The organism is Collinsella sp. TF07-1 (assembly GCF_003437235.1).
Taxonomy (GTDB): Bacteria; Actinomycetota; Coriobacteriia; order Coriobacteriales; family Coriobacteriaceae; genus Collinsella.
The window spans coordinates 1-12,825 of record NZ_QSRV01000015.1; the positions used below are offsets into that span (position 1 = coordinate 1).

Here is a 12,825-nt window from a genome sequence, read left to right on the forward strand (position 1 = left end):
ATCCTTCCGGTAGTCGTTCGACCGGATGGCCTCCCCCTCGGCACTCACATTACCAGCCGCGGCCTCTGCCCGGCACTTTCCTATCAGCCGTCGGGGGCGGCGCGTCCCGCGCCGGCAGCACCCAACGGGCCCTCTCGGGGGCAGGGACGTTCGGCCGTGCGCGGGCGCCCGGTCGGCGGCCCGTTCTGGGCGCGCCTCAATCGTAGCCCGAGACGGTCCCGGGCTGACAATTTCGACTGTAATGGACGTTCTTAAACGACTATTCATTCAAGAACGTCCCCAACGACTATCCCGGGATGAGGCACGCTTTGGTGCGGGAAGGTAGCTGCTCAGAAATGTGGTCGAATGAGAGTTGCATCAAAGGAGCACTGGTTGGTGTTTCGCGCGATGCGTCAACCGACACTCGTCGCTATACCGGGGACAGACAGACCGGACTCCCTATACGACAACTGTTGACATCATATACTATGTGTCATATAGTAGGTGTTGCACAGTATACTACGAAAGGAGGTGTGCGGATGGAGGCACAGATGAAGCGCGGCTTCCTCGAGGCCTGCGTGCTCGCGGCCGTCTCGGGCGAGGAATCCTACGGCTATCAGATCGTGAAGGACGTGCCCGCGAGCATGGGGCTCACGGAGTCCACGCTCTATCCGTTGCTCAAGCGCCTGGAGAAAGCGGGGTGCATCACGGCGCGCTCCGCCGAGCACAACGGGCGGCTGCGAAGGTACTACCGCATCACGGAAACCGGGCATGAGCGTATCGCCGAGTTCCTCGCCGAATGGCCATCCGTGCAGGAAATCTACCGTTACGTGAAGGGAGCGCACCATGACGCGCGATGAGTTCTTGAACCGGCTGGGCGAGCTTCTGGCCTGCCTGCCGGCAGATCAGGTAAGGGAAACGCAGGAGTTCTACGCGGAGGCCATCGCCGACCGTATGGAGGACGGCATGACGGAGGCCGAGGCTGTGGCCGCCATGGGCACGCTCGGTGAGGTCGCCGAGGCAACGCTCGACGAACTGCCCGCCGTGCCGCGCGCAATTGCGAGGACCAAGCGCAAGAGCACGGCGCTTCTATGGGCGCTCGCCATCGTGGGCTCTCCGGTATGGATTCCGCTGCTGCTCGCGTTCGTCGCCGTTGCCGCTACAGTCTACATCTGCATTTGGGTTCTTGCGCTCTGCGTGTGGATCGTGGCCGCGGCATTCGGGGGCGCGGGCGTGGTGGGGCTCCTGTTCACCGCGGACGGCATCATTATCGGGCATGTTCCGTACGTTTTAACCTCGATGGGAATGGGATTCGTTTCCATCGGTGTGGCGCTCCTCGCGGGAGCCGGTGCCTGGACGGCGTCCAAGCAGATCGCGTGCCTCTCTGCCCTTTGGGCGAAGAAAGCCGTTTCGCCCTTCTGGAAAGATCGAGGCAATAAGAGCCGCAGGGGCGCTGAAGCGGCGCCGCTTACGGCATAGGAAGGAGTGCAAACATGTCCAGCGTAAAAAAGATTTACCTTGCCGTAGCGGGTGGGCTTGTTGCCACGGGGCTCGTCCTGGCTGCTATCGGATTTGTGGCCTCCGGCTTTAACCTCGCTGTGTTCAACACACAGATCGACCTGCGCGATGACACCATCATTCTGGGTGGTGTTGAAATAGACGACCCGACAGGGCTTCCGCTCATCGAGCAGCTTGCCGAGGTCGGCGAGATCCATATTGGATCTGCAACGACTGGTTCGTCTTCTCCTCGCAAATGATCGAGCTCGTAGCAGCCGTCCCCCCCCTTCGGGCGCACCACGACGGGCATGAGCACGCCGCGCTCGGAGCCTTTTTGCGAGACCTTCCGTCACGCTCTTCCTGCGTGGTGAACCGGTCATCGACCGACGAGAGGCTGATGGGAATCTCTCGACTTCGGGCCAATCCCGCTCACCGATCTGGTCTTCCTTCGTGATGCGCACATAAGCGAGCAGACACCGCGCAGAGCTTCAGCGCGGCCGCACTTCCACGTCTATGACGGAGGTGCCCGGCGGCGTCTTGGCGATCCCCTTGTTTGCAGGCGTTAGCGCGTGGGGATCGCCCACTCGGGGGTCGAGGTCGCCGAGGACGGCGGCGAACCTCGCGGTGTCATTCGACATCGCGAGGTTCCCGGACCATGACCACCTGGCCTCGTACCGCGGCATAGCCCCAAGGGTGAGGAGCTTCGGCACGTCGATCAGGGCGCCCGCGCAGCGTCGGCCGGTCCGCCGTTCGGTAGAACGGCGGAACCTCCTAGCCACCGAGATAGGCCTTGCGGACGTTATCGTCGTGCAGGAGCTCTTGGCCGGTGCCGGTCATGGTGATCTTGCCGGTCTCGAGCACGTAGCCGCGTGTGGCGATCGAGAGCGCCATCTGCGCGTTCTGCTCGACCAGAAGCACCGTGGTGCCGGCCTTGTGCAGGTCCTCGACAATCTGGAAGATCTGCTCAATCAGAATCGGCGCCAGACCCATGGAAGGTTCGTCGAGCATAAGCAGTTTGGGGTTACTCATAAGGGCGCGGCCCATAACGAGCATCTGCTGCTCGCCACCCGAAAGGGTGCCGGCGACCTGGCGACGGCGCTCCTTCAGGCGCGGGAACTGCTCGTAGACGCGCTCAAGGCCCGGAGCAACCGTGGACTTGGGCTGCGTGTAGGCGCCCATCTCCAGGTTCTCCTCGACCGTCATCTGCAAAAAGGCGCGACGGCCCTCGGGCACCTGGGCCAGGCCCTTACCAACCAGCTTATCGGCGGGCGTATGAGTAATGTCCTCGCCCATAAACTTGATGGAGCCGGTCTTGGAGCGCAGCAGGCCCGAGACGGTCTTGAGCGTTGTGGACTTGCCGGCACCGTTCGCACCGATCAGAGCCACGATCTCGCCCTCGTTGACGTTAAAGGAGATGTCCTTGATGGCGTGGATGGCACCGTACCAGACGTTGATGTTGTAGACGGAAAGCATCGGCTCTGCCATTTAGTTCTCCCCCTTATCCTGCTTGCCCAGATACGCCTCGATAACGGCGTCGTTGTTCTGGATTTCCTCGGCCGTGCCCTTGGCGATGACCTTACCAAAGTTGAGCACGCAGATGCCCTCACAGATGTTCATAACGAGCGACATGTCGTGCTCGATAAGCATGATGGCGATGCCGAAGGTGTCACGAATCTTGACGATGTTCTCCATGAGCTCGGCGGTCTCGGACGGGTTCATGCCGGCGGCAGGCTCGTCGAGCAGCAGCAGCTTGGGGTTGGTGGCAAGCGCACGGACGATCTCCAGACGACGCTGAGCGCCGTAAGGCAGCGAGCCGGCCTGCTCATTTGCCAGATGCTCCATATCAAAGATGGACAGCAGCTCCATGGCGCGCTCGTGGGCGGCCTTCTCGTGCTTCCAATACGTCGGCAGGCGCAGCACGCCCTCAAAGCCGGAGTAACGCTCCTGGTTATGCAGGCCGACCTTAACGTTATCCTCCACCGTCATGGTGTTAAACAGGCGGATGTTTTGGAAGGTGCGGGCAATACCCATGCGGTTGACCTGGTAGACCGACTTGCCCGAGGTGTCCTCACCGTCGAGCAGGATGGTGCCGTGCGTGGGCTGGTACACCTTGGTGAGCAGGTTGAAGACCGTGGTCTTACCGGCACCATTGGGGCCGATCAGGCCGGCGATCTCGGTCTTGCCGATAGTCAGGCTAAAGTCGTCGACTGCCTTAAGGCCACCGAACTCAATGCCCAGGTGGATGCACTCGAGCGCCGGGCGCTGGCCCAGGTCGCGATCGGGAACGATGGCGCCAGAAGGATACGGGACCATCTTGCCCTTGTTGAACTCAAATTTACTGGGCATCGGCTGCCACCTCCTTCTTGGAAGCAAAACGGTCCTTGACGCGACCGAAGAACGCCTTGAGCTGCGGGTTGTTGGTAAAGATCATGACCAGGATCAGCACGATGGCGTAGATGAGCATGCGGTAGTCCGAGAACTGACGGAGCAGCTCAGGAAGCACCGTGAGCAACGCCGCCGCGATGACGGAGCCGCGCATGTTGCCCAGACCGCCCAGGACCACGAACACCAGGATGAGGATCGACGTGTTGAAGTCGAACTTGGTGGCGGAGAGCTGCGAGAAGTTACCGCCGAAGAGAGCTCCGGCAGCACCGGCGAGGGCAGCGGAAACCACGAAGGCGATCATGCGGTACTCGGTGACGGAGATGCCTACGGACTCGGCTGCAATCTTGTTATCGCGCACGGCCATGATGGCACGGCCGGTACGGCTGCGCACCAGGTTGAGTACAATCACGAGCGCGACCATGACCAGGATGGCACCGGCGAGGAAGGTCGAGTACGTCGACACGCCCGAGGCACCCTGGGCGCCCTTGATGATGGCGGTGCCGTCCTCGAGCAGGTGCAGGTCGTCGATCGTGGAGTTGCCCGTGATGTTAAAGATCACATGCAGGCCGCGGGAGTCGACACCCACAATGAGGCAGGTGACGATCTCTTTGATGATCTCGCCAAAAGCCAGGGTCACGATGGCCAGATAGTCGCCGCTCAGGCGCAGGACCGGGATACCGATCAAGAAGCCCAAGATGGCAGCGGCGATAGCGCCGACCACAATGCTGATGACAAGACGTATTGGATCGGAGGGAACGGCGCTCTCGAGGGCGACGGCGGTAACGATGCCCGTATAGGCGCCGACGCTCATAAAGCCCGCGTGGCCCAGCGACAAGTCGCCCGCGATACCGACGACGAGGTTGAGCGAGATGGCCATAACGATGTAGGCCGTGATGGGGACCAGCTGACCGGCGATCATGCGCGGGATCATATGGTTGGACTGCATAAAGAACACGATGGCGAATGCCACGATGCACATGGCGTACGTGACAAAGTCGTGACGCGTCTGCTTGTCTTTAAGGAACTTCATAGCGCTCACCTACACCTTCTCGGGGACGTACTTGCCCAAGAGGCCGGCAGGCTTGACGAGCAGGACGATGATCAAAACACCGAAGACGATGGAGTTGGCAAGGCTCGTGGAAATATAAGCCTGTGCCATCGCCTCGATGATGCCGATGAGAATGCCACCGACAAAGGCGCCGGGGATGGAGCCGATGCCACCGAAGACGGCAGCGTCGAAAGCCTTGATGCCGGGCATGGCGCCCGTGGTGGGCTGCAGCACCGGCGAGTAGGAGCACAGGAGCACGCCGGCGATAGCGGCAAGCGCCGAGCCGATGGCAAACGTCATCGAGATGGTGCGGTTAACGTTGATGCCCATGAGCTGAGCGGCGGCCTTGTCCTCGGACACGGCACGCATGGCCTTGCCCATCTTGGTCTTACCCGTAAAGAACACCAGGCCGGCCATGATCACCAGGCAGGCGACGATGGTGACGAGCGATACGGCGCTCACGTTGTACTTGGCCAAGAACTCCGGCACTGGGAAGGTGACGAGCGAAGTAAAGTTCTTGGGCGTGGCGCCCCACAGGAGCTGCGCGGCATTCTGCAGGAAGTAGGACACGCCGATAGCCGTGATCAAAACGGCCAGCGGGCCCGCCTGGCGCAGCGGCTTATAGGCCAGGCCCTCAATGAGAACACCGAGAATCGTGCAGACCGCGCAAGAGAGAATTACAGATGCCCAGCCCGGGAGGCCGAGATACGACGTGGCGCAGAACGAGACATAGGCACCAACCATGATGACGTCGCCGTGAGCGAAGTTCAGCATCTTGGCGATACCGTAGACCATGGTGTAGCCCAACGCGATGATGGCGTAGACGCTGCCCATGGACAGGCCGTTGACCAGGTATTGGATAAAGACCGTCATGTTCCACATCCCCCTTTCGAATAGGTTTCCAGTTGATGTATGAAACAGGGACGTTACGTTGTCCCTAGATACCAAGCAAGCAGGGAAGGCCAAAACCTCCCCTGCTTGGGATCAAAACCGCTCTATGTAAGGCGGCCTATTAGGCCTGTACGTACTTGCCGTCGGTAATGACGTACGCCGTCGGGTCCTTCTGGACCTGACCCTTGTCGTTCCAGGAGAGCTTGCCAGTCAGGCCGTCAACAGTAATCTTGAGCATAGCCTCGGGAAGCTTCTCGGCAACCTCGGTGGGGTCGGCGTCGACGCCCAGGCCGGCCTCCTTGAGAGCCTCGACCACAGCATGCACGCCGTCGTAGGCGTCGGCGGCAAACTGGTCGGGAGTATCGCCGTACTTATCCTTGTAAGCGTTGACGAAGTCGGCGTTCTTCTCGTCGTCGGCGGAGAACGGGGTCATGAGCAGCAGACCCTCGGCAAGAGAGGTGTCGAAGCCCTCAACGCCCAGGATGCCGTCCATGCCGTCGCAGCCCATCATCTTGACGTCGTAGCCCATGTCCTTGGCGTTCTTGAGCAGGACGGACGCCGGCGTGTAGTAGATCGGCGCAAAGATCATGGTGGCGCCTGCCTGCTTGGCCTTGGTCAGCTGGTTGGTAAAGCTCGTGGCGGAGTCGTCCTTAAAGGTCTCCTCGTCGACAATCTCAAGCTTAGACTTAGCGGCCTGGGCCTTAAAGGAATCTGCGATGCCCGAAGAATAGGCATCGCCGGAGTTATAGAACAGCACGAACTTCTCGTTCGCATACTTCTCTGCCAGGAACTTGGCAGCGTTGACACCTTGGTTGGGGTCGGTAAAGCAAACCTGGAAGACGCAATCCTTGCCCTTGGTAACGTCCTCGGAGGACGCGGACGGGGTGATCATGAACGTCTCGGGGTCGTTGCCGCACTCGGCGGCAACGGCGACCGACGCACCCGTGGTGGTCGGACCGACGAGGGCCTGCATGCCCCAGTCGAGCAGGGTGTTGAAGGCGTTGACGGCCTTCTCGCCGTCAGCCTGGTCGTCCTCGGCCTTGCTGACAAGCGGCAGCTCCTTGGTCGAGAAATCCTTGCAGCCAAGCTCGACAGCCTGTGTAACGGACTTGCCGTAGGACGCGTTGGCGCCGGTCAGCGGGCCGATGGTGCCGATCTTAAACGAAGCGTCGCCCGACGCGGAACCGCTGTCGCCGCCGTTGGAGGAGCAGCCAGCTAGAATGGACATCGCCCCCAGACCTGCTGCGCTCGCGATAACGCTCCTGCGATTCATAACAGGGTTCAATGACTTACCGGTGAGGCTCGACATGCGGCTCTCCTCTCAAATCTCGTCGGGTTTTGGTTGCCCGACAGGCCATCCTTCGCCGTGTTCGGCGTTCGCAAAATAGTAGACGCTTTAGTTAGGAAAAGTGGCGATTATTTCAACTTTTCTTTGGATTTGTTCATTTATCCATATTTCTGCGTATTTCTATTATTTTATGCAGTAATGCCACTTTATTGTGTAAAAGTAATGTTTCCATTCTGTTACAGGCGTCCCCGCCCTGAATAAAACAGCCTCACCGGTAGCGGTTTATGCGCACTTAGGCGGCGATGTACTTGCCGTCCTGGATCACATAGGCCGTAGCGGGCTTTTCGACCTGGCCCTCGTCATTCCACGTCAGCTCGCCCGTCAGGCCCTCGATCTTGATCTTGCGCATGGCGCGGGCAAGGTCGTCGGCAATGTCGGCACCGTCAGCCGTAATGTCGATGCCCGCTTTATCGATAGCCTCGGCAATCGCATGGACGCAGTCATAGGCATCGGCGGCAAACTGATTGGGCGTCTCGTCGTAGGCGTCCTTATAGGCCTTGACGAAGTCGGCGTTCTTCTCATCGTCAGCAGAGAACGGGGTCATGAGCAGCACGCCCTCGGCAAGAGAGGTATCGAAGCCCTCAACGGAGAGCAGGCCGTCCATGCCGTCGGTGCCCATAAGCGTCATGTCATATCCCATGTCCTTGGCGTTCTTGAGCAGGACGGACGCCGGCGTGTAATAGATCGGAGCAAAGATAAGCGTGGCGCCGGCCTCCTTGGCCTTGGTGAGCTGGTTGGTAAAGCTCGTGGAAGAGTCGTCCTTAAAGGTCTCGGTATCGACGACATCGAGCTTGGATGCCTTGGCCTGCTCGGCAAAGGCGTCGGCAACGCCCGAGCTGTACGTATCGCCGGAGTTGTAGAACAGGGCGATCTTGGCGTCCGCGTACTTCTCGGCCAAGAACTTCGCGGCGCTGGCGCCCATGGTGGGGTCGGTGAAGCAAACCTGAAAGACCGTGGTCTTTCCCTTGGTGACATCGAGCGACGAGGCTGAAGGCGTGACCATGAGCATATCGTCGGCGATCTCGCCCGAGACGGCGACGGCGGCGCCGGTGGTAACGGGGCCGACAAGCGCCTGCATGCCCCAGTCGCACAAGGTATTGAAGGCGTTGATGGCCTTCTCGCCGTCGGCGACGTCGTCCTCGGACTTAAGCGAGAGTTTGAGGTCCTTGGTCGAGAAATCCTCGGCGGCGAGCTTGGCACCCTTCTCGGCCGAAACGCCATAGGTTGCCGCGGCGCCGGTCAGAGGGCCGATAACACCGATCTTGAAGGTCTTGCCGTCATCGGCGGAGCCGCCGTCAGAGCCACTCGAAGAGCAGCCAGCGAGCGCGGCGGTGCTGCCGAGCGCCGCGGCTCCTGCCAAGAAACTCCTACGGCTCAGTGCGTTGTTGATACTAAACATGGTGTCCCCCTTTTCGCTGGCCGCGGTGCGGCTGTTTTGCGGTACGGGGCAAACCTTATGGCGCAAACGTTGACAGTTTGTTACGGAAGTTCATTTGTAGCGAGCATGTTTCCAATGTTTCCGCAGCGTTTCGGGGGTGCCGTTTTGTGCGACTCCTGTTGCCTAGCGAGCATGCGCCCTCGGTTCACGCTAGAATGCACTCAACCTTTAAGCGGTTAATCCATCCATAAGATGCACGAAGGAGCTATCTATGAGCGAATCCCTGCGCACCGTGAACGTCGGTCTGATCGGTCTGGGGACCGTCGGCGGCGGCGTGGCCCGTCTGATCAAGAGCCACCACGATGAGTACCTGGCCGCCTACGGCATCGACCTTAAGCTGACCCGCGCCTGCGCGCTTGCCTGGGAGCAGGCCGAGGCAGCCGGTATTGAGCGCGAGGCCTTTACGAGTGACTGGCACGATGTCGTCACCGACCCCGCCGTCGACATCGTCGTCGAGCTGATCGGCGGCGAGCATCCCGCAACCGAGATCTTCACCACCGCCTTTGAGCACGGCAAGCATGTCGTCTCTGCCAACAAGGCTCTGCTGGGCCGTCACGTCGAGACGCTCGCCGAAAAGGCGCGCGCGTGCGGCGTGCAGATTAAGTGCGAGGCCAGCTGCGGCGGTGGCATCCCCATTGTCAGCACGCTCGAGCACGACCTAGTGGGCAACGAGATCCTGACCATCGCCGGCATTCTCAACGGTACCACCAACTATATCCTGTCGCGCATGGACGCCGAGGGCGCCGATTACGCCGACGTGCTCGCCGATGCACAGGCCAAGGGCTATGCCGAGGCCGACCCGTCAGCCGACGTCGACGGCTTCGACGCCGCCAGCAAGACGGCCATCCTCGCCTCCATCGGCTTTGGCACCCGTGTTACCACCGACGATGTGTACCAGCAGGGTATCCGTACCATCGGCGCCGAGGACATCGCCCAGGCCCGTGAGCTCGGCTACACCATCAAGCTGCTGGGCATCGCCCGCAACACCGACGCCGGCGTCGACGTCCGCGTGCATCCCACGCTGATCCCCGCCGATCACATGCTTGCCAAGGTCAACGGCGCCATGAACGCTGTCTACGTGGTGGGTGACGCCGTGGGCGAGACCATGTTCTACGGCGCGGGCGCGGGCTCCTTCCCCACCGCGAGTGCCGTCGTGGGCGATATACTGTCGCTCTCCGAGCAGATCAGCCGCGGCGTGGCCCCGCTGCCCGAGATTGAGCCCTATGGCCACAACCTCGCCTTTAAGCCCATGGACGAGCTCCAGACCAAGTACTATGTGCGCCTGAAGGTCGCCGACCGCGTGGGCGCCCTGTCCGAGACGGTCGATATCTTTGCCAAGCACAACATCTCGATCTCGCTCATCAACCAGGTCGAGGACGGCAAGTCGGGCGTCAGCGATGCCTGCTCGGTCATCTTCCTGACGCACCGCGCGCTCGAGAAGGACGTCCAGGCTGCCGCCGCCGAGCTTGTCAGCGTCGACTGCGTGGCCGAGGTCGCCAACGTCCTGCGCATCGAGGACGTTGAGGCTTGGACCGAAGGCGTTATGGCCAACTAATTCGATTTTCGCTCTACGACCTATATGTGTGAGGGGCTCCCGTTCAGCAGTGGACGGGAGCCCCTTTGCTTGCGCGCATGGGGCGTATTGGCGCAATCCGCATTTGAACGACTTGGCCGCTCCTGACAGCCGGGGGTACCGTTCGCCGACATGCAGCCGGAGCCGATTTTGGCTGCCGTTATGCTGTGCTGTGTATATCCGCCCGCAAAGAGAGGAAGCACCATGTTGCTCGAGGGCAAGAAAGCAATCATCACCGGCGGCACGCGCGGTATCGGCTATGCCATCGCCTGCCGTTTTATCGAGGAAGGTGCTGCCGTCACCGTCTTTGGCTCGCGCCAGGAGACTGCCGACGCTGCCGTTGAGAAACTGACGACCGCCTATCCCGAGGCCAAGGTTTGGGGCCGCTCCTGCGACCTCACCTCGCTCGAGGCCGTAACCGAGGCCTTTACCCAGGCTGCCGCCGATATGGGCGGCCTGGACACGGTCGTCAACAATGCCGGCATCTCCCAGCGTTCTCCCCTTTTGGACTACACGGCCGAAGAGTTTGCAAAGGTCATGGACCTCAACGTCGTCGCCGTCTTTAACGGCCACCAGGCTGCCGCCAAGATCATGACCGAGGCCGGCCACGGCGGCACCATCACCACCACGAGCTCGATGGTCGCCAAGTATGGCCAGCCCTCCGGCGTCGGCTATCCCACGTCCAAGTTTGCCGTCAACGGCATGGTCCAGTCGCTCTCGCGCGAGCTCGCCCCCATGGGCATTCGCGTCAACGCCGTCGCACCCGGCGTGACCAAGACCGATATGGTCGCCAACCTGCCCGAAGAGGTCATCAAGCCTATCATCGCCACCATTCCGCTGGGCCGCATGGGCGAGCCCGAGGATGTCGCCAACGCCTTCGTCTTCTTGGCGAGCGACATGTCCGCCTACGTCACGGGCGCCGTGCTCCCCGTCGACGGAGCCGCCCGCTCCTAAAGGTCGCGAACCACGGCTTCGAGTCTCAACGAAACCCAACGCAAAAGGCGCGCTGTCTGCATCAGCCGCAGGCAGCGCGCCTTCAATTATTTGGACGGAACCCGTATCCCGACATTCCTTGCTACCTGCCGTCGTCGTCCTGAGCTTCATCGCGCGCATAGAGTTCCAGCATGCGACGACGGTATTCGCGCACGGCGAGCTTGGCGCGCTCCAGGCGGCGACGCTCATGCGGAGTCAGCTCGGACGTGTCAATCTCATCACCATAAGTCTTATCGGCAAGCAGGTGCGCCGCGTCCACGATGCGGGCATCGATGTGACCGCTCGCCGCCTCGGCGGAAAGACGCTCGGCAATCGTATCGAGCGTAGGCAGGCCCTCAAATACGCGACCATGGCCATGCGAGGTCAGCAGCTCGTGCTCCCGTGCGAGCAGGCTCGCCAAATCGTGATGGGCGCGCAGAATGTCGAGCGCATCGGATGGATGCTCGGCAACTTCTGCCACGGCGGCGACCGGTGCGGCGTCGACCACGCGGTAGAAGAGCTGCGCGAGCAATGGCATCAAGAACACCGTGATGGCACCGGCGGCAACCATGACCGACGCAATATCTTGCGACAGCGCGCCCGCGTTGACGGCAACGCTTGTCACGGCAACGATGATCGGCAGCGCCGTGGTGCAGTACAGGGCCACGGTAATGCGACCATACGCCGACACATCGCGCGTCGCAGGACAAATGCTCGTAGAAATAAGAATGGGCACGGCACGAATAATCAGCAGCGCCACGATAAAGCCCACGAGCAAGCCGGGGCGCGATGCTACAGCAGTCAGGTCGATCTTGGCACCCGACACGGTAAAGAACACCGGAATCAAAAAGCCGTAGGCAAGACCGTCGAGCTTGGTCTCGAGCGTATGGTTGCCCTCGGGAATGATAAAGCGCAAGACAAAGCCGGCGGCAAAAGAACCCAACACGATATCGAGGTCAAAGATGGCAGAGAACGCCACGAGCGTGACCAGGATGAGCACGGTCAGGCGCACGAAGGTCTGCGACGTGGTGTCGGCGCGCTCCTGAATAAAGGCAAAGAAGCGGCTGCCGATACGCTTGGAGCGGCTGGGGACCACGGCCAACAGCACGCAGACCACCGCAAACAGGCCAAGAATCACGAGCGTCTGGATGCCGGTGCGAGCAGACAGCAGCACCGACATGGCGAGCACGGGGCCGAGCTCGCCCCAAGTGCCATACGCGAGAATCGAGTCGCCCACGCGCGTGCCGGTGAGCGAGCGCTCGCGCATGATGGGCACAAGCGTGCCGAGCGCCGTCGAAGTGAGGGCAAGCGTCACGGCGATACCGTCGAAATGGCTGACCGAGAACCACGGGGTAAAGCGCACGGCTAGCCAGGCGATACCAAACGTGACGACCCACGTCGCCAAGCCGTAGCGTCCCTCCACACCCGTAATGTTCTTAGGGTCAATCTCAAAGCCGGCAAGCAGGAACAAAAAGGCCAGGCCCAGCTCGGACACCAGCGAGACCTCGGCATCCACATGGATAAGGCCGAGCATATGCGGGCCCAGCACCGCACCGAACACGAGCAAAAAGACCGTTTCGGGAACGGGTTTTCCGGGAATCGCCGAGGCGATGAAGGGGCTTGCAAAGGCCACGAGTGCGATGATGGCGAGCGAAACGAATGCCATGTGATGCCTTTCTCTTGTTTGCGCTTCA

General features: G+C 61.1%; 12 protein-coding genes. 5 read left to right on the forward strand and 7 right to left on the reverse strand.

Annotated features, from left to right (window positions below; translation table 11 throughout):
• The first annotated feature begins 518 nt into the window (after window positions 1–518).
• From DXC67_RS06700 to DXC67_RS06710, 3 genes are read left to right on the forward strand one after another with little or no spacing between them, the layout of a single operon-like run.
• The gene (locus tag DXC67_RS06700; protein ID WP_199410663.1) at window positions 519–839 is read left to right on the forward strand and encodes a PadR family transcriptional regulator; all 321 of its coding nucleotides are present in this window, start codon (window positions 519–521) and stop codon (window positions 837–839) included.
• Complete coding sequence (locus DXC67_RS06705) at window positions 826–1,458, forward strand: DUF1700 domain-containing protein (RefSeq protein WP_117637815.1); 633 nt, start codon at window positions 826–828, stop codon at window positions 1,456–1,458. Before DXC67_RS06700 ends, DXC67_RS06705 begins: the two co-directional genes overlap by 14 nt.
• A 14-nt stretch (window positions 1,459–1,472) precedes the next feature.
• Window positions 1,473–1,736, forward strand: a complete 264-nt coding sequence (locus DXC67_RS06710; RefSeq protein ID WP_117637816.1) for a hypothetical protein — start codon at window positions 1,473–1,475, stop codon at window positions 1,734–1,736.
• A gap of 511 nt (window positions 1,737–2,247) precedes the next feature.
• On the opposite strand, the gene DXC67_RS06720 is transcribed toward DXC67_RS06710, so the two are convergent.
• From DXC67_RS06720 to DXC67_RS06745, 6 genes are all read right to left on the reverse strand, one after another.
• A complete protein-coding gene (locus DXC67_RS06720; protein WP_035137222.1) occupies window positions 2,248–2,949 on the reverse strand; it encodes an ABC transporter ATP-binding protein in 702 nt (233 codons plus the stop codon).
• 12 nt (window positions 2,950–2,961) lie between these two features.
• Window positions 2,962–3,822 carry an ABC transporter ATP-binding protein gene (locus DXC67_RS06725; RefSeq protein ID WP_089573307.1) on the reverse strand — a complete coding sequence of 287 codons (861 nt, stop codon included), beginning with the start codon at window positions 3,820–3,822 and terminating at the stop codon, window positions 2,962–2,964.
• Window positions 3,812–4,891, reverse strand: a complete 1,080-nt coding sequence (locus DXC67_RS06730; RefSeq protein ID WP_117635469.1) for a branched-chain amino acid ABC transporter permease — start codon at window positions 4,889–4,891, stop codon at window positions 3,812–3,814. The genes DXC67_RS06725 and DXC67_RS06730 overlap by 11 nt, the downstream gene beginning before the upstream one ends.
• 9 nt (window positions 4,892–4,900) lie before the next feature.
• A complete protein-coding gene (locus DXC67_RS06735; RefSeq protein WP_117637818.1) occupies window positions 4,901–5,782 on the reverse strand; it encodes a branched-chain amino acid ABC transporter permease in 882 nt (293 codons plus the stop codon).
• Window positions 5,783–5,921: 139 nt separating this feature from the next.
• Window positions 5,922–7,109, reverse strand: a complete 1,188-nt coding sequence (locus tag DXC67_RS06740; protein WP_117637819.1) for an ABC transporter substrate-binding protein — start codon at window positions 7,107–7,109, stop codon at window positions 5,922–5,924.
• Between the two features lie 271 nt (window positions 7,110–7,380).
• Complete coding sequence (locus tag DXC67_RS06745) at window positions 7,381–8,547, reverse strand: ABC transporter substrate-binding protein (RefSeq protein WP_117637820.1); 1,167 nt, start codon at window positions 8,545–8,547, stop codon at window positions 7,381–7,383.
• Between the two features lie 250 nt (window positions 8,548–8,797).
• Between DXC67_RS06745 and DXC67_RS06750 the strand changes: the two genes are divergently transcribed.
• Together DXC67_RS06750 and DXC67_RS06755 are read left to right on the forward strand one after the other, a co-directional pair.
• Window positions 8,798–10,141 (forward strand): homoserine dehydrogenase, encoded by a 1,344-nt coding sequence (locus DXC67_RS06750; protein WP_117637821.1) that lies wholly within the window; start codon window positions 8,798–8,800, stop codon window positions 10,139–10,141.
• 222 nt (window positions 10,142–10,363) lie between these two features.
• On the forward strand, window positions 10,364–11,113 hold the full coding sequence (locus DXC67_RS06755) for an SDR family NAD(P)-dependent oxidoreductase (protein WP_117637822.1): 750 nt from the start codon (window positions 10,364–10,366) through the stop codon (window positions 11,111–11,113).
• Window positions 11,114–11,234: 121 nt separating this feature from the next.
• Here DXC67_RS06755 and DXC67_RS06760 read toward each other — a convergent pair whose 3' ends face one another.
• The gene (locus DXC67_RS06760) at window positions 11,235–12,797 is read right to left on the reverse strand and encodes a cation:proton antiporter (protein WP_117637823.1); all 1,563 of its coding nucleotides are present in this window, start codon (window positions 12,795–12,797) and stop codon (window positions 11,235–11,237) included.
• Window positions 12,798–12,825 lie beyond the last annotated feature (28 nt).